The organism is Flavobacterium collinsii (assembly GCF_902804485.1).
Lineage (GTDB): Bacteria > Bacteroidota > Bacteroidia > Flavobacteriales > Flavobacteriaceae > Flavobacterium > Flavobacterium collinsii.
Map to the genome: position 1 here is coordinate 86,174 of NZ_CADCST010000077.1, position 21,567 is coordinate 107,740.

Sequence of the window (21,567 nt, forward strand, 5' to 3'; positions counted from 1 at the left end):
AAGAAACTTTACTGCCTTTGAAAATACCTCAATTAGTCTTTATTATATAAAATGTGAGAAAAGACAAATTTTTCCGAGTTATTATTTTATCCCTTTTCTATATAGTTTTACATCTTTAACTTTCTTACAAGAATATAAAAGCCATTGCTAAACCAACGACTACAAACCATAATAGTTTTGAACTTTTTTCTTTAAAAGAGCTTCTTTTCTTTTTGATTCTGCCTAAACCGATCTCTCTACATTATAAAATCAATCTCAACAGCTCTCATTCATTTAGTTTTTTCAAACTTATGATTTAGCGGTATAAAATATGACTGATTTCTGAATAATTTATAACAGAATAAGACATATTTAAATAGGAGAAATTTTTAATAAAGATTAATTCTCAATGAACAATCGATAAGGAAATACATTCAATGATCTATTTTTTTTAGATGCTTCATGAAGCTCTCGCTAAGGTAATCCCACTCCGCTGCTGCATCTTTCATTGATTGCATAACAAACGCATCATAAATAATTATTATGATGCGATGTTTATTAAAATAAAAGAGAGTCAAATGAGATTTAGTTTTTAGGATTCTGCTTTTCAATCATTTTCATTCCACATTTAGGGCACGCTCCACTAATGTCAGAAGTTGAGCCGTCCATTGGGCAAACATATTTAGTCACAATTTTACTTTTAGGCTGACTCCCTTTTTGAGCGTGAGTGTCCATTTTTTCTGTGACTTTTACCATTGCAGTTCCGCATTGAGAACATATTCCTTCAGTATCAGAAGTCGAGCCATCGATAGGACAAACATATTTAGTCACAGTTTGACTCATAGGCTGACTCCCTTTTTGAGCGTGAGTATCCATTTTTTCTGTGATCTTTACCATCTCCATTGAACATTTAGAACATTTTCCTGGTTTATCAGAAGTTGAACTGTCCATAGGGCAAACATATTTGGTCACAGTTAGACTCATAGGCTGGCTTCCTTTTTGAGCGTGGGTATCGATTTTTTCTGTGGTTTTTATCAATTCCATTCCACATTTTGGACATTTTCCAAATTTTAAATTCATCTGGTCAGGATGTGTTGGACAGCTATAAATTGTTTTTTGTTCCTCTTTTTTTGCAGCTGTTTGTGCTATTATGGTTGAATTAAATGCAAAAAATGCACTTAACACGATAATTATTGTTTTCATCTTTTTTAAGTTTATTTGATTGTTTCTACCGTTTTACCACAGCTCAACATTTGTGAACCATAGTATGGATTTTTAATTGTATTTTCTTTGCTTAACCAATTTGCGTTTTGCATAGGACAGTATTGATAATAAACAACTTCTGCGGGTTTTGAAGTTTTTATTAGTGCATACATATTTTTAGATAATGGATCAAAAAGTTCTCGTTGCTTTTAATATCCTGAGTTTCAGAAATACTTTTAGCTTCTGCACTCAAATCTTTAGAAACTTTCATCCAAACCATATGTTCTTCTGTTTTTAAAGTTTCCATTTTAACAGCAGTTATAGCAGTCCATAAATCTTTTGATGCTAAAGCTGCTGCTTTACCATCTGTTTTTACTAAGGCTTCTTTCAATAAGAAATAATTGTCGAAAACCGGTTTCAGCTGATCTTTAGTTTGGGCATTAGATACCACAACTGATAACAATAGCATTATTGCTATCATTATTTTTTTAAATGATTTCATTTTGTGTTTTTTTTAGATAAAATTTGCTAAATAATGACAAAAAAGACAGCATAACAAAGTCCTGTTTTTGTAATTGATTTAACCTGAAAATAAAATAATTATAAGCAGAATATGCTTTAGATTTGACACACTAATGGCTGTCAAAAGTTGAATTTAGCTTATTTTAGGTATAAGCCAAAGAGAATGGAAACCAGAAGAAATAAAGGTTTCTGAACAATAAAATTCTTGTTTTTCTAAATAAAAATTGAATAAATTGCTTTTGAATTCCAGTTCATTTAAAAAGGTGATACTTCCATTACATAAAGAAGCACAATCACACATTGAATGCCCGCATTTTCCGCCACAACCATCGTGATTTTTATTACCTGGATGATTCATATTATAACAGCAATTATCTTGCTCAGGTTTAGAAGTTTCTTTTGTACAAGAATGATTTACTACAATTTTTTCACAGGCAAAAGTTATCGTTGGCATTAGGAATAAGCCAAGTATAACAATTAATAAGATGCGAAATCGGTTCATTTGAAAGAAATAATAAGTTCAAAATTACTTATATCATTTTGAATTTCAACTAAATATATGTTAAAAATTAACTGCTTTCAATTTCTCTAACCACTGGTACGAGTTTTGTAACCCACTTTTTTCCACCCACACCTTCGGTACGATCAAATAATTTGATGTCTGCAAGTATCTACCTTACTCTATCAAACAAATGTTTTGTAGGAATGCTAACAAAAAATGGATAACGAGTTGAGAAAAATCGAAACTGAATTTACTCTATTTTTTCTTTTAACAACGATAAGATAAAAGTCAAGTGTTTTTAAAAGTTGAAAATATAAGTTGAAAAACTTTACAGGATTCTAACAGGTAAACTCAATAAACATAAGGATTTGTTAATCAATCAAAAATATCGAAGATTTTGTCTAACCAAAAAAGACCCGTAAAATCACATATGATCCAATTCGCAACAAAAAAGGCAACTTATTTTTTTATAATTTTCTATTGGTTCCATACAATTAATTTTATACTTTTATACTGTGAAATTTCTAAACTTCATATTAACAATTTATCTGCTAAGCCTGCCATGTTTTACATGTGCCGATACGCAGACGCAAGTTGTTGTTTCATCACCCATTGAGATAGTACAACAGCTTAATTTTACCAAGGATACTACTTCCCACAATGGAAAAATTGATTTATGCTCACCGTTATGCTGTTGTGCCTGTTGTGGTATTCATGTTGTTACCAAGGTAGAAAATGAGCCTATCGATTTTCCTATTATCTCTCATGAAATTTCACCTCAGGTTTCACATTACCAATCCCTTTTACCATCAAGCTTCTTTGGAAGCATTTGGCAGCCTCCACAGATTAATTCATAAAGCTATTTATTGTGGCACTTATAATTATTTAATACTACTTAATTATACTAGTGAGAGCAGTAAAAAAATGTTGTATAACGGAAAAACACCAAATCTTAAAAACGTACTTCATTTAAAAAAAGAAAAAAGCTTATCCATTCTATTTTCCAAATTATTTTATCGTCGTAAGTTGTACTTTGTTTTTTTCTGAGTACTCACAAAAACAATATAGCATTTCTTTGCCACACAACGGTAATTGAAGAGTGTAAATTTTAGTAGACTGTTATTTTACGGAGCGGCTGATGCAAAGGCAGTATTTTTTGAAGTCTATACAATACAGGTATAGTTATTTGCAATACGCACAACCCAGTAAAAGAATAACTTATTCAATCATTTGTAACTGACAATGTCAGTAAGACTACTAAACCTTGAGACATGAAAATAAAACTCGTATTACTTTGTTTTGGTATAACTATACTCCCAACAATTTTCGGCAGCAATAACGAGGATAAGTTTTCTATACTGTATGAACAAAGGTATCGGCATCGTGATGAAGACATAAAAGCACTGGCCTATGATCAATGGGTTGTGAAAAAGAAAAATTGTATAAAAGTATACAACAAAGGAAAGCTCAATGTTTGTTACATTAATAGCTAGAGAAGAAAATCACTCGTTAAAATAAGCACTGAAAAGTGGTATTTTTAATCATAAATTCTCAGATCGGGAAAATTGAATACATAGCCGAATAAAACTATGTTAGTATTTGGTTTCGAAAGGATTGAAAGAAATTTTTATAGCTGGAAATTAATTCCTAATTTAGATAGATATGGATATCAACACAGAACTTGCAATACTTGTCAAAATAATCGTTTCGTTTATTTTAGGATTCTTAATTGGGCTGGACAGAGAGCGACATGACCATGATGCGGGAGTAAGAACTTACGCAGCAGTCTGCATTGGAGCTACTATGTTTACCTCCATTACAGTTCACCTAGCCAATGATCCTGCTGCGGCCTCAAGGGTCATAGCCAATATCGTTACTGGCGTTGGTTTTCTTGGTGCAGGAATTATATACAGGAATAATCATGCTAACTCATCACATGGCTTAACAACAGCTGCTACAGTTTGGTGTACTTCTGCTGTAGGCGTAGCTGTGGGTCTGAACATGTATATCATTGCTGTGGCAAGTTCCGCTGCTTTATATTATCTGCTCTCACTGCATCATCAAAAATGGTATATAAGATGGAAAAAAAGGATAAAATACAACCATGATGAGAAACTATAGGTCATCCTTAAAATACGATAATAATAATAAAGTATTCGGAAAAACTTTGGACAGGCCCCTCGTCTGAAACAACTTCACGAATTAATCCTTAAAGAAAGTACACACTATGCTAGTTAAAAACAATAAAGATTCCATACTCTATTTTATTAAGTCCATCTGGGTGGATATTGCTGCTATTGCAACCTATGCACTTGTAATTGGCACACTAGATCATAATACCACACTTAGACAGATTATCATACCTTTGCCGATAACTGGAATAATGGGGACCATAGTAGCATTGCTTCTAGCTTTTCGGACTGCCCAATCCTATGATCGATGGTGGGAGGCACGAAAAGTGTGGGGAGAAATTGTGAATGATTCCAGAACGCTGCTCAGGCAGGTTAAGCAATTTTTACCTGAGAAGGGATGTGAAAACGATCTTAAAGAATTTGCACAAAGGCAAACTGTTTGGTGTTACGCCCTGTCAGAGACACTGAGAAAGGTTTCGTTTTCTGTAAAGGTGTATACTTATTTAGAGCAAAATGGAATTACAGCTAATAATGTTCCTGCCGAACTTCTAAACAGGCATACTGACCAGCTTGCATTGGTCTGCAGAATACACCATCTTAACGACAACAAACAGGTTCAGATTGACACGACCATAGCACGTCTTAACGATTCCATGGGTAAATGTGAGAGAATTAAAAATACCGTATTTCCAAAAGCTTACAGTTTACTGATTCATTTTCTGATTTACGTTTTAGTCTCTATACTACCTTTTGGTCTGGAAGATAACTATCCTGTTCTTGAAATTGTTCTAACAATAATTGTGGCATCTATGCTAATAGGGGTTGAAAAAACAGCGATCATTATGCAGGATCCTTTTGAAAATAGTCCAACAGATGTCCCCATGAGTGCACTTAGTGCTGTTATTGAGAATAACATCAAAGAAATATGCAGTGATAAAGCCATACCACCGTTGGTAGCAGACCATTATTATTACATCAACTAATCCAATATATCAACATTGTAAAATGAATTTCACTATTTAAAAAAAATATTATGATTGAAAGCAACAATAATACAGATACTCAAGCCGGGATCCAAAATACAGATCCAAATTACAAGGAAAAAACAACTACTGTACAGCAGAAAGAAGTGCATTCCGATGATGATGGCCACGACCATAATGAAAATGATACCGATTCGGGCTGGAAAAGCCACTGGCAGCTGCTACTTGCCGTAATGATACTGGTAATCATGTTAATACTTGAATTTGGTTTTAAGTTTGTCCCGACCTTTCCCGCCGACCTAATTATTTTTTCTGCTGCTTATCTCCTTTCAGGATATAATGTATTGTATATGGCTTACATAAAGGCTAAACGATTCGATTTTTTCAATGAATTTTTTCTGATGAGCGTTGCTACAATTGGGGCATTTGCTATTGGATCCTATAGTGAGGGTGTTGCCGTAATGGCTTTTTACTCCGTAGGCGAATGGTTTCAGGACGCTGCAGTTAATCGTGCAAAAAGAAGCATTAAAGCACTACTCGACATCAGGCCAGATCAGGTTGCCGTTCAAAGAGATGGTGGCTTTGTAGTGGTAGATCCCAAAGAAGTGAAGCCGGGGGAGATCATACAGATAAAACCTGGTGAGAAAGTGGCATTAGATGGTGAACTGCTTTCGGAAAAAGCTGCTTTTAACACAGCCGCACTCACAGGAGAAAGCAAGCCCGACACCAAGAATAAGGGCGAGCAAATTTATGCCGGTATGATCAATTTAAATACAGTTGCCCAAATTAAGGTAACTTCCCTTTTTCAAGACAGCAAGCTTAGTAAAATTCTGGAAATGGTTCAGGATGCCACATCACGTAAATCACAGACACAATTGTTTATAAGCAGGTTTGCAAAAATTTACACCCCTATTGTCTTTGCCCTTGCCCTTGTAGTATGTTTCGCTCCTTATTTCTTTGTAAATCCGTATGATTTCAATGTATGGTTTTACAGGGCTTTAGTTTTTCTTGTTATTAGTTGTCCGTGTGCCCTTGTGGTTTCAATACCTTTGGGATATTTTGGAGGGATAGGCCTTGCTTCAAGAAATGGCATCCTTTTTAAAGGTTCCAATTTTCTTGATGTAATGACAGAAATAAATGTAGTGGTCATGGATAAAACCGGAACACTTACTGAGGGTATTTTTAAAGTACAGGAAATCAAATCAAAAGACATAAAGCCCGAAGAATTGCTTAAATATGCAGCCGCCATCGAAAGCCAGTCTACTCATCCTATTGGACTTGCCGTTGTGGAACATGCTGGAAAAGATTCTATTAAAAGTGTAAAAATTACTAATGTTGAAGAAATTTCAGGCCATGGACTAAAAGGAATTATAGATGATAAAGAAGTTCTTGCCGGAAATACCAAGCTGATGAAAAAATTTGACATTGAATATCCTGCTGAAATTGATGCTATTGTATATACCATCGTGGTACTGGCCGTTGACAAAAAGTACGCAGGACATATCACCATAGCAGATAAAATAAAGGAAGATGCGCAAAAAACAATCAAAGATTTACATGAACTAAAAATACAGACGGTCATGCTTTCAGGAGATAAGCAAACAGTAGTGGATGAAGTTTCTAAAAACTTAGGAATTGACAATGCTTACGGAGATTTGCTGCCAGAAGGAAAAGTAGAAAAAGTTACGATGCTGAAAAACGAAGGAAAAAAAATTGCCTTTGTCGGTGATGGTGTCAATGACGCCCCTGTTGTAGCCTTGGCAGATGCAGGCATAGCAATGGGTGGACTCGGCAGCGATGCCACAATTGAAACTGCTGATATCGTTATACAGAATGACCAGCCCTCTAAAATTGTCACTGCCATAAAAATTGGAAAACTAACCAAGAAAATTGTATGGCAGAATATTATCCTGGCAATGGTAGTAAAAGTGATTGTATTAGCGTTGGGTGCAGGCGGTGTTGCCACACTTTGGGAAGCAGTTATAGCCGATGTGGGAGTGTCTCTTTTGGCCATATTAAATGCCGTCAGAATCCAGAGATTAAAAATGTAACAATGATTTCAACAAAACTTCATCAGTAGGTCCTAATCTGGTAATATAGATATCGCTATTATTGAGATAGCCGCTTATAAATCAACATACAGAATTACTTTTGAAATTCTTAAAAATCATATAGATCCATACTAATTATATGGATCTATATTTTTATATAGGAATTGTAAGGCAGCTTACTGTAAACAATTACAAGTTACCTTTCCATGATTTATCTTTTTGTTTTGGGCTAAAATTATCTTAATTAATGCTTCAATAATGGCAAAAAACGGTACTACAAGTGACAATTAACACCCAGTATTTAAAATACCTCTAAGATGGTATACTCTAAAATTTAATATAATTATGTAAATGATATTACATAATTATGTATTTTTGTTGCCGTGAAATACATTTGCACCATATTGACTCTGATTATTATTATACTTTCAGGCATTCCTTGCTCCGATAGTCATGCTACTATTTCTAAAAATTCCAGTGTTTCCTTCTCGGATTCAACTTCACATAAAAAACAGGTTAAAGACGAGTGCTCGCCATTCTGCATCTGTAATTGCTGCAGAACTATTCCTTACCTAGTATTTGATACACAAGTCCCGCAAGAAGCTGTAGTAAGCTTACCCATCAAAAAAAAGCAGCCAAGCTATGTTTCGGTAGTTTATTCCCGTTTTCATGGTTCCATTTGGCAACCGCCCAAAATTAGTTAAATGATATTTCTGTTTTCGATTTTATCGAAGTGATCCATTATGGCATCCTGCCATACTATTTATCGTCATTTAACTAAATTTTTATTCATGTTAAACAAAATCATTCAGTTCTCTATAAAGAACAAATTGATTATTGGGCTTATGATCTTGGCCTTAATAATCTGGGGAATATATTCCGTTAAACAGCTGCCTATTGATGCAGTCCCCGATATTACAAACAATCAAGTACAAATATTAACCAGTTCTCCAAGCAATGGAGCAGAAGATATTGAACGCTTTGTAACTTTTCCCGTGGAGCAGACCATGGCAACTATTAAAAACATTGAGGAAGTCCGCTCTTTCAGTCGTTTTGGATTATCTGTTGTTACTGTTGTTTTTAAGGAAAACATCGACATTTACTGGGCAAGACAACAAGTTGCAGAGCGTCTTAGCGAAGCAAGTGAACAAATCCCCCCTGGTATGGGTTTGCCGCAAATGGCCCCTGTTTCAACCGGTTTAGGAGAAATTTACCAATATGTACTGCATCCTAAAAAGGGTCAGGAAAAAAAGTACAATGCCACAGAACTGCGTACCATTCAGGACTGGATCGTACGAAGACAGCTCTTAGGGGTTGAAGGTATTGCAGATGTCAGCAGCTTTGGCGGATTTCTGAAACAATATGAAATTACGCTAAATCCGGACAAATTGCGCAGTATGAACATCAGCATAAATGATGTCTTTCAGGCCCTTGAAAAAAACAATCAAAATACTGGCGGCGCCTATATTGACAAAAAGCCAAATGCCTATTTCATTCGAAGTGAAGGATTAATTAACAGTGTAGATGATATTGAGAACATTGTCGTTAAAACCAATGCTAACAGTACTCCTGTATTGATTCGTAATGTCGCCGAGGTTAATATTGGAGCAGCTACACGCTATGGCGCAATGACCAGGAATGATGAAGGTGAAGTAGTAGGCGGCATTGTTTTAATGCTAAAAGGCGCCAATGCCTCCAAAGTAATCGGGAATGTAAAGACCCGTATGGAGCAAATTAAAAAAACTTTACCAGATGGTGTTACTATAGAGCCATTCTTAGACAGGACTAAATTAGTTGACAATGCTATCGGTACTGTTACCAAGAATCTTGCAGAGGGAGCTCTTATTGTAATATTTGTCCTTGTATTGCTTTTAGGAAATCTGAGAGCAGGACTTATCGTAGCATCGGTAATACCTCTTGCTATGCTATTTGCCATATGCCTAATGAATCTTTTTGGTGTAGATGGTAACCTGATGAGCCTTGGGGCAATTGACTTTGGATTAATTGTAGACGGGGCTGTCATTATTATAGAGGCCACGATGCACTATCTCCATGTCAAACACAAGGGACAGGTCTTAACCCAGGACCAGATGGATCATAGCGTTATGAGTAATGCCCGTAAGATGATGAGCTCGGCAGCTTTTGGCCAAATCGTTATTCTTATTGTGTATTTGCCAATTCTGGTATTAGTAGGAGTAGAAGGTAAAATGTTCAGACCGATGGCTCAAACGGTATCTTTTGCAATTTTAGGAGCTTTTATCCTTTCGTTGACTTATGTTCCTGTTATGAGTGCATTGTTTTTGAATAAAAAGATAGCGGTAAAAGAAAACATTTCAGATCGTATTGTTAATGCCATACAAAGGTTCTACACTCCAATTCTGGCTTTTGCACTACGTTCCAAAGCAGTCGTAGTAGGCATAGCTGTTGGACTACTTGTTTTAAGCATGGTTGTATTTAGTTATCTTGGTGCTGAATTTATCCCAACCCTTGAAGAAGGTGATTTTGCCGTAGAGCTTAGGGTCTTAACCGGCAGTAGTCTTTCCCAGACTATTGAAACGACTCAAAAGACAGCAAAAGTCCTTAAAGATAATTTTCCCGAAGTAAAAGAAGTAATAGGTAAAATTGGTTCATCTGAAATTCCTACTGACCCAATGCCAGTGGAAGCCTGTGATTTGATGGTTATCTTAAAAGACAAAAGTGAGTGGACCAGTGCCGACAATTCCGCCGACCTTGCCGAATTAATGCAGAAGAAACTTGAAGAGAATATTGCTGGAGCTACCTTTGGTTTCCAACAGCCGATCCAGATGCGCTCCAATGAGCTAATTTCAGGTGTCAAACAGGATGTCGCCATTAAAATATTTGGTGAAGATTTAAATAAACTATCCAAATACGCAAAACAAATAGGATCAATTGCTGGAAAAATAAATGGTGCAGAGGATATTTACGTCGAGCAGGTTTCTGGGCTGCCACAAATTGTAATTGGCTTTCAAAGAGATAAAATCGCTCAGTTTGGCTTAAATGTCGAAGATGTAAATACAGCGATCCGCTCCGCTTTTGCAGGTGAGGTTGCAGGATTGGTTTTTGAAGGTGAGAAAAGATTCAGTCTGGTAGTGCGTCTTGGAAAAGAAAACCGCCAATCCATCGACGATATAAAAAATCTGTTTATTACCGCCCCGAATGGAAATCAGATTCCTTTAGATCAGCTAGCAAATATCAGTTTTAAAGAAGGCCCAAACCAGATACAGAGGGAAGATGCCAAAAGAAGAATTATTGTAGGCTTTAATGTACGTGGAAGAGATGTGGAAAGTGTTGTTGCAGAAATTCAAAAGAAAATAGATACGCAGATTAAGTTCGAGTCGGGTTATTACCCTACATATGGAGGTACTTTTGAAAATCTTCAGGCGGCAAAAGAACGTTTGACCATTGCTGTCCCTGCATCTCTTATGCTGATATTTTTGTTATTGTTTTTTGCTTTTGGTTCCGTTAAGCAGGCACTACTTATTTTTACCGCTATCCCTTTATCAGCTATTGGAGGCATATTTGCTTTATGGATGCGAGGAATGCCATTTAGTATTTCTGCTGGAGTCGGTTTTATTGCTCTTTTCGGAGTTGCAGTACTGAATGGTATCGTATTGATTGCAGAATTTAATCTCCTGAAGAAAGAAGGTATGGATGACCTGAAACAAATCGTTATAAAAGGAACTTCCGTTAGGCTAAGGCCAGTAGTAATGACCGCACTTGTGGCCTCGCTTGGATTTTTGCCAATGGCATTATCTCACGGAAGTGGTGGAGAAGTTCAAAAACCACTGGCAACGGTGGTAATTGGCGGCTTATTCAGTGCAACACTGCTTACTTTATTAGTACTGCCCATATTGTACATATGGTTTGAAAGATTTAATAAAAAAACTATGAAAATAAATCCTACAATAGCTGTTGTTTTTTTAATGCTTACAGCAAATTTTGCTACAGCACAAAACAAGAACTTAACATTAAACCAGGCCATTGAAGAGGGATTGCGAAACAATCGCGAAGTAATTATCTCACAATTGGACATCAATTACCAACGGCAGCTAAAAAAGTCTGCCGTAGAAATCCCAAAAACTGAAATTTCTGGACAATTTGGGCAATACAACAGTTATATAAAAAACGATAAAAACTTTGCTGTTTCCCAAACTATCCCTTTTCCAACGGTCTTTGGAGCGAATGCAGCTTTAGGAAATGCTCTGGTAAAAAGTAGTGAGTTAAGAACTAATATCACTAAAAATGAGCTGATTTACCGCATCCGAAACACGTATACCAATTTACAGTATTTGTATGCAAGACAGGCACTTTTGCAAAAACAGGACAGCATATTTTCTGGCTTCCTCAAATCAGCTAAACTACGTTTCGAAACAGGTGAAAGCACACTTCTGGAACAAAGTACTGCCGAGACGCAATTAAATGAGACACGAAATGTATTAAGACAGGACGGGGCAAATATTGAAATTTATCTTTCACAGCTTCAGGCCTTAATGGGAAGCAGCGAGCGAGTTACGATTGCTGATAAAAGCTTAGTACTGTCTGAGTATAATACTATGGATATTGCTGCGGTTGCTTCTTCAAGTCCTGTAATAGCCTTTATCCAGCAACAAATTGAGGTTGCAAAACTTCAAAAAAGAGTACAGAAAACCAAAGCCCTGCCTGACCTTACCTTTGGCTATTTTAATCAATCCCTTATTGGATCACCTCTTAATGCTTCCGGCACTGAGCTTGCCGGTTCACGAGACAGATTTCAGGGATTTCAGGCTGGAATCTCTTTGCCAATTTTCTTTGGTTCTTACTCTTCAAAGATAAAGGCAGCCGAAATTAACACTCAGGTAGCTTCTAAAACACTTGAAAGTCAGCAGATAACTATAAAAGGGCAATTTGAACAAGCTTCGCAAGAATACATGAAAAATAAAACCAGTATTGATTACTATATAACATCTGGCTTGCCAAATGCTGAACTTCTCCTAAGCAAAAGTGAAAGTGCCTACAAAAACGGCGATATTAGTTATGCCGAAAACCTTTTTAATTTAAGGACTGCTACAGGAATCCAAGAGAACTATTTGTCAGCAATTTTACAGTATAACCTGAGTATTTCACTGTTGGAATATCTTTCAGGAACAAACTAATCATCCAGATAAAATCAGAAAATATGAATATTTTATATAAAACATCTATGTTATTTTTAGCTGTAATACTTTTTACAGCATGTGGCGATAAGGCCAAGGAATCAGAGCCAGCTGCAATTGCAGCAGCAACTGAGCCAAAAGCAGACATTGTAGAGATTACTCCAGAGCAATACAGCTCAGCCGGCATAGAGCTTGGTTCAATTGAATCAAAAGCCCTAAGCGGCACTACTAAGGTAAATGGTGTACTTGATGTGCCTCCACAAAATCTCGTCTCTATTTCTACTCCCTTTGGTGGCTTTGTAAAAAGCACAACATTGCTACAAGGTATGAAAGTAAGCAAAGGCCAACTTGTGGCTATGATGCAAAATCCTGATTATATTCAGCCACAACAGGATTATATTGATTTGAAAAGCCAGCTGAACTATTTGAAACAGGACTACGATCGTCAGTTACAATTGTCGAAAGAAAATGTCAATGCATTAAAAACATTACAAAAATCCAAATCAGAATACGAGAGCGTACGTGCCCGTGTTGCCGGTCTTAAATCAAAACTGCAGTTGATGAACGTCAATATTTCAAGCCTTGAAAAGGGAACTATTCAGAGCTCCATTCCTCTATATTCGCCTATAAACGGATATGTTACACAGGTAAATACAAACATTGGTGCTTTTGTTAATGCAGAAGACGTTCTGTTTAAAATAGCCGATACGGGAAATCTTCACGCTGAACTTACAGTATTTGAAAAAGACATACCAAAACTTCAGATAGGTCAAAAAGTAAGGTTTACCCTTGCAAATGAAACAAAAGAAAGAACTGCTACGGTAGCTTTAATCGGCAGAGAGATCAGTACTGAAAGAACAGTACAGATTCATTGTAAATTAGACCAGAATGATAGAACGCTTCTGCCGGGAATGTACCTTAAAGCTCTTGTAGAGAGCGGAACCTCGCAGGTTCCTGCGGTAGTTTCAAAAGCTATTGTGGAATTCGAAGGGAATAAATATATTTTTGTGGCCGATGGACTGATAAAAGATAAACATGGCAATGTTAACCGTTTTAAATTAATGAATGTTAAAACAGGAATCTCAGAATTGAACTACACCGAAGTCCTTTTTGACGAACAGAGTGATTATAAAAGCCTTAAAGTTGTTACTAATGGGGCTTATGACCTGTTGTCAAAAATGAAAAACAGCGGCGAGGAAGAATAATTTCTCCCGATAGATCATTTCGATTTGCAAGGACTCATTAAGTCCAAGGAGGTTAAAACTGTCATCAACCGCCAATAGTTCTACTGTTGGCGGCGCTGACAGCGTTTTTCGTACTATAAATTACTCCTTTAAAAAATGAAAAGCAAAAAAGAACCGAAATATCAGAAAATATTAAAAACAACAAAGCCACCAAGGCAGTAATAAAACGACGAAGCAGTAAAAGGATAAAAACAGGCACATGCTTTTAAAGTTATTCAAAAAACTCAAAAAGCAAAGTAGAAAAGAACATTATCGATACTGATTTAATACGTCAAACAATTACTCACAAGATTGAAGGCGGGCGAATACGACTGAGATAAAAAGGATCATAAAATAAAGATTAATAAGATTCTAAGAACACTATATATCAAACATGGAGGCTGTTTTCCAACACTAATAAAAACATAACGAAGTGGAATTACTTTCAGAAGTTTTAGTATATGCTTTTTTACCTGTGATAACCATAATCGCAGGCGGTGCTACGGGGATCTACAAAAATCCTGGAAGTGCATTTCGCAGTTCTGTACTGCACTTTGCAGCAGGAGTTGTTTTTTCAGTAGTTTCTGTGGAGCTTTTGCCTGATATTATTAAAAATCATCTGCCAATTGAGGTCGGGATTGGTTTTAGCATGGGTATAATATTAATGCTTTTTGTCAAATATTTTACTGAAAGAAACCAAAAAAGAGAAAATGCCGAAAGTGACAATAGTTTTAGACTACCCTATGGTTTGCTAAGTGCATTAATTATTGATTTGATCATTGATGGCCTTATTCTTGGAATTGGGTTTTCTGCTGGCAAGAAAGAAGGAATGCTACTTTCCATTGCTCTTGGCTTGGAAACATTTTCATTAGGGCTGGCAGTAGTAATTGCGTGTCGAAAAAGCCAACTATCAAAGTCAGAAAACTTTTTGATATTGGCAGGACTCGGCCTAACTTTTTTTATTGGAGCATTATTAGGTATTTCTTTACTTTCTCACTTGTCTCAGGAGGTATTGGAATTATTGCTTTCCTTCGGATTAGCAGCATTATTATTTCTCGTAACTGAAGAACTATTAACCGAGGCACATGAAGAAAAAGAATCACCTATTCAGACTGCCTGTTTTTTTATAGGCTTCTTACTGTTTTTAATATTGGGAATGATCTCCTAAACTATAAAAAGAAATCGAGCATTATTTCCTGGTTTTAGCGATATCGATTAGTTAACCTTAAGCTTTGCTAAATTGGCTATTTGTAAATTACAAATCCCATATTATTGGAATAACAGTAGAAAAATACAACCCATATGAAAGAATTAGATTGGGCTTTTAAATAAAACAATGTGTTTCCGTTTTTTTTATTTGCTCTAGTTTGATTTTATCAATAGATTTTCGGGTTAGCCTTTTTTTAGATCAACACATCATGCAAGTTCATTGGAATTTCTGCTATCCTTTTAAATATTCGAAATGAACTTTTAGTAATGTCGCCCACAGTTAATCTGATATCACTCCCTACCAGCAGCGATCTTGAGTATTACTTTTCCAGTGATGAAAATTTCAGTAAAAATATACCAGGAGCTAGCGCTATATATCATCACATAAATTCTAATTATTAGTTAAAAAGATAACTTATGTTTAATAAACTTTTTTCATCTCCAAGATATGCACTTTTTAAGGACATAATCTTATGTTTTTTATCCGTGTCGCTAGTTTTGCGGCTGGTATTTTTTATCTGGCAATATCAGGATGTATCCTGGAAGATATTGGATTTACTCAGAACGCTTATTACAGGTTTATTTTACGATGTAGGAACTGCCTCGTTTATTATATTCCCTGCAGCCCTTTATTTTGCACTTCTGCCTGACAAATGGATTGGAACCCTTGGTGACAAAGTCCTGATTGGGTTCTTTACCTTTGTAATCATATTTGTACTTGTGTTAGTTTTTTTTGCAGAAATTACGTTTTGGGATGAATTCAGGACTAGATTCAACTTTATTGCCGTTGACTACTTGATTTATACCCATGAGGTGGTGGCCAATATTGAAGAGTCGTATCCTCTACCTCTGCTAATTGGTGGCGCAGTAATAATTACCTCAATAATTATTTTGGTCTTTAAATGGAGAAAATCATTTCAAAAAACTTTTCAATTTACTGCCAAACCTGCTGTTCGAATAACCTTTTTAGTAATGACGGCAATCATTATGGCTTTTTTTGTGGCTTTTGTTTCCAATGTTAAGGCAGAATGGTCAGAGAACCGTTATAATTCTGAAATATCAAAGGCGGGAATTTATTCCTTCTTCGCGGCCTTTCGCAACAACCAGATGAAATACAGTGAATTTTATACTGCCATTGATAATGATCAGGCTTTCCGATTCGTTAGAAAGAAACTTTCCGGTCCAAAATCAAACTTTACGGAAAAATATCCTTCAGTACATCGAAAAGTCGGCGACACAATACAATTAGGGGCAAGAAAGAACGTTGTTTTTATTCTGGTGGAAAGCCTTAGCGCCAGTTTTCTTAAGGAATTCGGCAATAAGCAGAACATCACACCCTTTATGGATAGTTTGGCCCAAAAAAGTATCCTTTTCGAAAATATTTTCGCCACCGGTACCAGAACTGTCCGTGGAATGGAAGCGGTAACACTTTCTATTCCTCCAACTCCCGGACAAAGTATTGTTAAAAGACCTGAAAATCAAAATCTCTTTACAGTTGCGAGTATTTTTAAGAACAAGAAATATGATTGCAATTTCTTCTACGGCGGGGATGGATATTTTGATAATATGAATTCTTACTTCGGCGGTAATGGCTTTACCATTTACGATCGTGGTCGCGGAAGTGTATTAAGCGATGAGATTAAAACCGTGCGAAATAACATTGAGAACAACGAAGTTACATTTGAAAATGCTTGGGGCATTTGCGATGAGGACATTTACAACAAAATGATTCGGGTTGCCGACAAGCAATATGCCAAAGGTCTGCCGTTCTTTAATTTTATAATGACAACCTCCAACCACAGGCCCTATACATATCCATCGGGAGAAATTGATATACCCTCGGGCACCAGCCGTGAAGGAGCTGTGAAATATACTGATTTTGCACTTCGGGAATTGTTTAACAAAGCTGCAAAAAAAGCATGGTATAAAAACACAATATTTGTCATTATTGGTGATCATTGTGCCAGCAGTGCAGGCAAAGATGCCATAGATGTGGCTAACTATCATATTCCGGCTATGATTGTAAATCTTCCACAATCTCAAAACCATAAGAATTCTAAGCTATGCTCACAGATAGATATCTTTCCGACTCTTTTTGGCCTTATGAACTGGAACTACGAAACTAATTTTTTTGGTCAGGACATTTTACAAAACTCTTTTGAAGAACGTGCTTTTTTGGGGACATATCGAAAACTGGCATTAATGAAAGAAAACAAAGTAATGATTCTTTCTGATCAAAAAAAACAGTCGTTTTATAAATGGGACAAAACTGATAATAGCCTTCTGGAAATCCCAATTGACAAGACTTTCCTTCAAGAAACAATTTCGTGGTATCAGACAGCAGATTATTTTTTCACCAATAAATTACTAAAATAACCATACTGAACAATTTATAGAAACTGAAGAGTCCCAACGGAAATCACAGTACAGCCATTAGCAGGATGGTCATAAAAGATATCGATGCCAACCAATAAAGAACAAGGAAATTTATATTGATAATAATCCCTTATGTCTGAGTAATTAAGAATTAAAAACTGTACATATGAAAAAAGGAAAAAAACCGGTTTATAAAAGCCATTCTCGCTACAGCAGGAAAAAGCTCTCTAAGTCAATGAAAAAACTGAGAGATTTTTTGATATTTTTAGCCGTTCTCACAATCATATCGGGAATTGTTATATCACTTATGTATTTATATCATTACTATCTTAAGAATTAGCCACAAAAATGATCAGTTACTCTATAGTTAATTTTCCCCGATGCAAATTACCATATCATCACTTGCTTACATTCCCATATTAATATTCGTAACACTTATAATTATGGCACTTCAGGAAGAATTCGAAAAACAAAGTTTATGGCTGCTCAAGTACGGAAAGACGTTTCCTTACATTATGCTTATTGTAGGCTATTTGTTGCTGCTCAAGTCTGAAAAATATCCTGACGGCTTAGTCTTGCGACAATCATCTTATGAAAATTTATACGAAGCTTTGTGCCTGGGGCTAAGCCTTTCAGGCTGTATACTTCGAATAATAACCATGGGTTATACTCCCTCGGCAAAATTACCTGATCATAAAGGTATCAGTACATCTCATCATTATGTCTTTGGCGCGTACTCAATTGTTCGTCATCCTTTGTATTTGGCAAATTTTATAATATGGCTGGGAATGATTATCATAACCGGAGATTTTTGGTTTATTATAGCATTTGGACTGCTATATTTTATTTACCTTGAAAGAATTATGATGGCAAAAGAAAAGCAGTTGAAAAGCAAATTTGGTTTTAAATATTCCCGATGGGCTGAGAATGTACCCGCAATTTTGCCCAATGTCTGGCTCTATAAAAAACCACACTCAGCTTTTAACTGGGAAAAAATAAGCCAGCGGGAAACCGGTCGCCTTTGCAGTACTTTTTTTATATTCTTTGTGTTTGAAATCTCATGTCAGGTAATGGAAGGAAAGAACAATTACAGCTTTGTATTACTGGTCATCAGTGCAATTTTCGGAATTATTTATATTGGAAAAAACATGAAATTCATTATTTCCTTTATCCGAAGGCTCATTGTTAAAATGAGATAAAAAATTATCAGTCTTCTAAAATTGCAATATCATAAAATTGTCAAAGAAAATTTTGATATAGAATACAACCTTGCCACGGAGGTTGAGGTACTAACGCTTTCCCTGATGCACAAATACTATTGTGCTGGGGGAAGCAGTTAGCGCTGCTAAAGCCGTATTTTTCTTTTATCAATATTAAATAGCTTTTTTCAGAATAAAAGAAAAAGTTTATTAATTCCAAACAGAGAATGATTACTTTACAATACACCATGTCCCCCTTTTGTTTCATTCATACATTTAGAATTCTAATAAGATAAAATAGCTTATTTTTCGATCAATCCAGCTATAATATTAATACTTAACGCCAAAATAATTGTGTTAAAAAAGAAGGAAAGTAAACCATGAAGCAATGCTATCCTACGTATATGTCTGGCTGTAATATTAACATCAGATACCTGAAAGGTAGTTCCAAGTACAAAGGAAAAATAGCAAAAATCTAAATAATCCGGCGTATTTTCATCGGGAAAGTCCAGTCCGCCATAAACATGTCTTCCCTCTTTTTGCTCTCCCACAGCATAATACAAATGAGCATATTTAAAGGTAAAAGTGGTATGTACCAGCCACCAGGCAAAAATGGCTGACAAGATAGTCAGTAAAATATGAATAAGCAATTCGTTATCTTTCATTTCGCCTGAGGTTCTGTAAAAGAGAATAATACCAATCAAACTAATTAGGGAAGCTATTAAAATCAATATCATAACTAACGATCGGCCGGAATCTTGCTTTTCTGCAATTTTATGCAATTCCCTGGGGTGACAACTTAAAATGGTCATCCAGCATAAGAAGAGATAAGTGCCTGAGAAAGCGAGCCAGGAAGACATCCAATGAATAGATGCTTTTTCCATATCTCCCAAAATAAAAAATACAGCTATACCAATGACTACTGAAATATATAATCGAAGATGACTGTCAACCTGGCTGATCCAATTTATTTTTGATTTCAAAATATCTAATTTATTATCTAATTTACTGTAAATTTATGTATTAAAAGGTATTACATTTTAATAATTATGGGAACTTTAGAGGGACAACCAAATAAAAATATATTTAATATTCAATCATTTAATGATTAAAATAAATCAATTATAATATTATATTGAATCCCATTGAGAACTATTCGTCCGCTATAAAACCGATTCCCCTGACGGTCCGCAGCCTTTTATCTGCTGCAGTGATGCGCAGCTTTTTACGGATGCTGCTCATAAATACATCGAGAATGCTTGTATCATACTCGTAATGCACGCCCCAGATTTCTTTTATAATTTCTGAACGCGTGCATATTTGTCCCTTGCGTTTTACCAAATAAGCCAATAAAAGGAACTCCTTACGGGTCAACAGAACCTCTCGTTCAGCCTTAAATACTTTATAGCTGTTCATTTTAACACTAATATCAGACAACAAATATTCATGTTCATAATTTTGTGCATTTTTTTCATACACTGTGATCCTCGATAGCAAATCCTCAAGACTAAATGGCTTTTTGATGTAATCATTTGCACCGCAATTAAGTCCGTTAATAGTTTGATCAAGGGTTTCTTTCGATGTCATGAAAATAACGGGCGTGAGAATATGCTGCATACGGATTTCCCTACATGATTCCATACCTGATATTGAAGGCAATATCCAGTTGAGCAATATTAGATCATAAGTCCTTGTTACCGCGCGAAGCACTCCCTCCTTACCATCTTCGGCTGTATGGATAAAATGCCCTTCTGCCTCCAGACCTATGCGCAGGAAGTCTAAATTTTTTTTTTGGTTATCAATTATCAAAATATTCATTATCAAATATGTAATTAATGGTTTGATATCAACCTACTGAGCATGATTCGTTAAAAAAAACACTCCTTAGTTTTAAATACAACTTCAAATGACAAATTAGTCATTAAAATATGTCAGAAAAAATGTTTTGTCAGAAAAAAAAAAACAATTTCAGTGCTTCAGAGAAAAACTGAGCGTAAAAAATGCATACTCGATCTGTCAATAGAATGATGGGCATAATATCGTAAATAAATCAAATAAGGTCTATCCCTCAACAGGCAATAACTGGGGAGGCTGCCATATTGAGTTGAGATAGTGGTATCTTATGAATTCATTAAGGATTGAGCTTAACTTCTGCAAGAGAATGGTATTTAAAAAAAAGAATTTATGAAGATTACTCAGGGCTATAGTTCCTGTACAGCTTGGACACTGGCAAAAAGTACAATAGCTGGTTTTTTTATTATGTCCGTCCTTATTTACATTCTCTGGAACTGATAATGTAGGTCGCTCGATAGGAAGATTAAATTGAGCACACGGCACAAGCAGTAACATCAGCAGACGTATTGAAAGAAAAATTACAAAAAGGGAACGCTTTAAATTCATTGATATAAATTTACAAAAAAAAACCAAAATTGACAAGTAATTACTTTGTAAATACACCGGTAAATAAATTTGAACACATTGATAAGAAACAATGTATGGAAAAATACAATCCCATTAGAGTTTAAAAAAATAGCCCCTGTAGTTATTTAATACAGGGGCTATATGTGCGCTTCTCACACAGTATTATTTTTTATGATGCTCACTTTCATCGTGATGCTCTTTCTCATCATGGTGCTCATCCTCATCATGATGCTCTACTTGATTTTTACCTTCTTCACCTTCATGATGTTCCGGATGCTTATGATGCTCTTTATGCTTGTGATGTTCCGAGTGGTCATGTTCCTCTTTTTTCTCTGTGTTCATAATAATATATTTTTAATTAATAAATTCATTCCATCTGCTAAGCCTCATTTTAGCTTAATCATCTGGAATTGTATTGCTTATACTAATTTACATCATAATACCAACCACTTCCTTAAGATTGAATTAAAATTAAATAAATAACAAAAAATTATGAATTATACTAAGTTGGAGCAACGTTATTTTAACTTTTTTATCAGCCTTTAAATAAATCAATCTTTTATGGAGATCAACAAATTAAGAAAACGAAATTTTGAGAACGTAACTATCTCCAA

General features: G+C 35.5%; 17 protein-coding genes. 10 read left to right on the forward strand and 7 right to left on the reverse strand.

All coding sequences use genetic code 11. The annotated features are described in order from the left end of the window. Positions 1-564 precede the first annotated feature (564 nt). From FLA105534_RS09155 to FLA105534_RS09165, 4 genes are all read right to left on the reverse strand, one after another. Positions 565-1,182, reverse strand: a complete 618-nt coding sequence (locus tag FLA105534_RS09155) for a heavy metal-binding domain-containing protein (protein WP_173965821.1) — start codon at positions 1,180-1,182, stop codon at positions 565-567. A gap of 11 nt (positions 1,183-1,193) precedes the next feature. Then, the gene (locus FLA105534_RS23790) at positions 1,194-1,355 is read right to left on the reverse strand and encodes a hypothetical protein (RefSeq protein ID WP_246253209.1); all 162 of its coding nucleotides are present in this window, start codon (positions 1,353-1,355) and stop codon (positions 1,194-1,196) included. Beyond that, positions 1,343-1,684: a DUF3347 domain-containing protein gene (locus FLA105534_RS09160; RefSeq protein WP_246253203.1), complete on the reverse strand. Its 342-nt coding sequence runs from the start codon at positions 1,682-1,684 to the stop codon at positions 1,343-1,345. The genes FLA105534_RS23790 and FLA105534_RS09160 overlap by 13 nt, the downstream gene beginning before the upstream one ends. Positions 1,685-1,837: 153 nt before the next feature. Next, positions 1,838-2,158, reverse strand: a complete 321-nt coding sequence (locus tag FLA105534_RS09165) for a hypothetical protein (RefSeq protein ID WP_173965822.1) — start codon at positions 2,156-2,158, stop codon at positions 1,838-1,840. A gap of 563 nt (positions 2,159-2,721) precedes the next feature. On the opposite strand from FLA105534_RS09165, the gene FLA105534_RS24020 reads away from it, so the two are divergent. From FLA105534_RS24020 to FLA105534_RS09205, 10 genes are all read left to right on the forward strand, one after another. Further along, positions 2,722-3,063 carry a DUF6660 family protein gene (locus tag FLA105534_RS24020; protein WP_394368047.1) on the forward strand — a complete coding sequence of 114 codons (342 nt, stop codon included), beginning with the start codon at positions 2,722-2,724 and terminating at the stop codon, positions 3,061-3,063. 805 nt (positions 3,064-3,868) lie between these two features. Further along, positions 3,869-4,327, forward strand: coding sequence for an MgtC/SapB family protein (locus tag FLA105534_RS09170; RefSeq protein ID WP_173965823.1), 459 nt, complete (start codon positions 3,869-3,871; stop codon positions 4,325-4,327). Between the two features lie 106 nt (positions 4,328-4,433). Beyond that, positions 4,434-5,321 (forward strand): bestrophin family protein, encoded by an 888-nt coding sequence (locus FLA105534_RS09175; protein WP_173965824.1) that lies wholly within the window; start codon positions 4,434-4,436, stop codon positions 5,319-5,321. A 50-nt stretch (positions 5,322-5,371) separates the two neighbouring features. Then, complete coding sequence (locus FLA105534_RS09180) at positions 5,372-7,372, forward strand: heavy metal translocating P-type ATPase (RefSeq protein WP_173965825.1); 2,001 nt, start codon at positions 5,372-5,374, stop codon at positions 7,370-7,372. Between the two features lie 383 nt (positions 7,373-7,755). Further along, the gene (locus FLA105534_RS24025) at positions 7,756-8,076 is read left to right on the forward strand and encodes a DUF6660 family protein (protein WP_394368048.1); all 321 of its coding nucleotides are present in this window, start codon (positions 7,756-7,758) and stop codon (positions 8,074-8,076) included. An 87-nt stretch (positions 8,077-8,163) separates the two neighbouring features. After that, positions 8,164-12,525 carry a CusA/CzcA family heavy metal efflux RND transporter gene (locus FLA105534_RS09185; protein WP_173965826.1) on the forward strand — a complete coding sequence of 1,454 codons (4,362 nt, stop codon included), beginning with the start codon at positions 8,164-8,166 and terminating at the stop codon, positions 12,523-12,525. A 23-nt stretch (positions 12,526-12,548) separates the two neighbouring features. Next, complete coding sequence (locus tag FLA105534_RS09190) at positions 12,549-13,730, forward strand: efflux RND transporter periplasmic adaptor subunit (protein ID WP_246253204.1); 1,182 nt, start codon at positions 12,549-12,551, stop codon at positions 13,728-13,730. A 451-nt stretch (positions 13,731-14,181) separates the two neighbouring features. Further along, positions 14,182-14,916 carry a ZIP family metal transporter gene (locus FLA105534_RS09195; RefSeq protein WP_173965827.1) on the forward strand — a complete coding sequence of 245 codons (735 nt, stop codon included), beginning with the start codon at positions 14,182-14,184 and terminating at the stop codon, positions 14,914-14,916. Positions 14,917-15,374: 458 nt separating this feature from the next. Beyond that, the gene (locus FLA105534_RS09200) at positions 15,375-17,333 is read left to right on the forward strand and encodes an LTA synthase family protein (protein WP_173965828.1); all 1,959 of its coding nucleotides are present in this window, start codon (positions 15,375-15,377) and stop codon (positions 17,331-17,333) included. Positions 17,334-17,713: 380 nt separating this feature from the next. Then, positions 17,714-18,532 carry a methyltransferase family protein gene (locus FLA105534_RS09205; RefSeq protein ID WP_173965829.1) on the forward strand — a complete coding sequence of 273 codons (819 nt, stop codon included), beginning with the start codon at positions 17,714-17,716 and terminating at the stop codon, positions 18,530-18,532. 302 nt (positions 18,533-18,834) lie between these two features. Here FLA105534_RS09205 and FLA105534_RS09210 read toward each other — a convergent pair whose 3' ends face one another. The 3 genes from FLA105534_RS09210 to FLA105534_RS09220 all read right to left on the reverse strand — a co-directional run bounded on the left by FLA105534_RS09210 (position 18,835) and on the right by FLA105534_RS09220 (position 21,295). Then, positions 18,835-19,515 (reverse strand): DUF1345 domain-containing protein, encoded by a 681-nt coding sequence (locus FLA105534_RS09210; RefSeq protein ID WP_173965830.1) that lies wholly within the window; start codon positions 19,513-19,515, stop codon positions 18,835-18,837. Between the two features lie 169 nt (positions 19,516-19,684). After that, positions 19,685-20,350, reverse strand: a complete 666-nt coding sequence (locus FLA105534_RS09215) for a response regulator transcription factor (protein WP_217427696.1) — start codon at positions 20,348-20,350, stop codon at positions 19,685-19,687. Between the two features lie 765 nt (positions 20,351-21,115). Then, positions 21,116-21,295: a hypothetical protein gene (locus tag FLA105534_RS09220; RefSeq protein WP_173965832.1), complete on the reverse strand. Its 180-nt coding sequence runs from the start codon at positions 21,293-21,295 to the stop codon at positions 21,116-21,118. Positions 21,296-21,567: the final 272 nt, after the last annotated feature.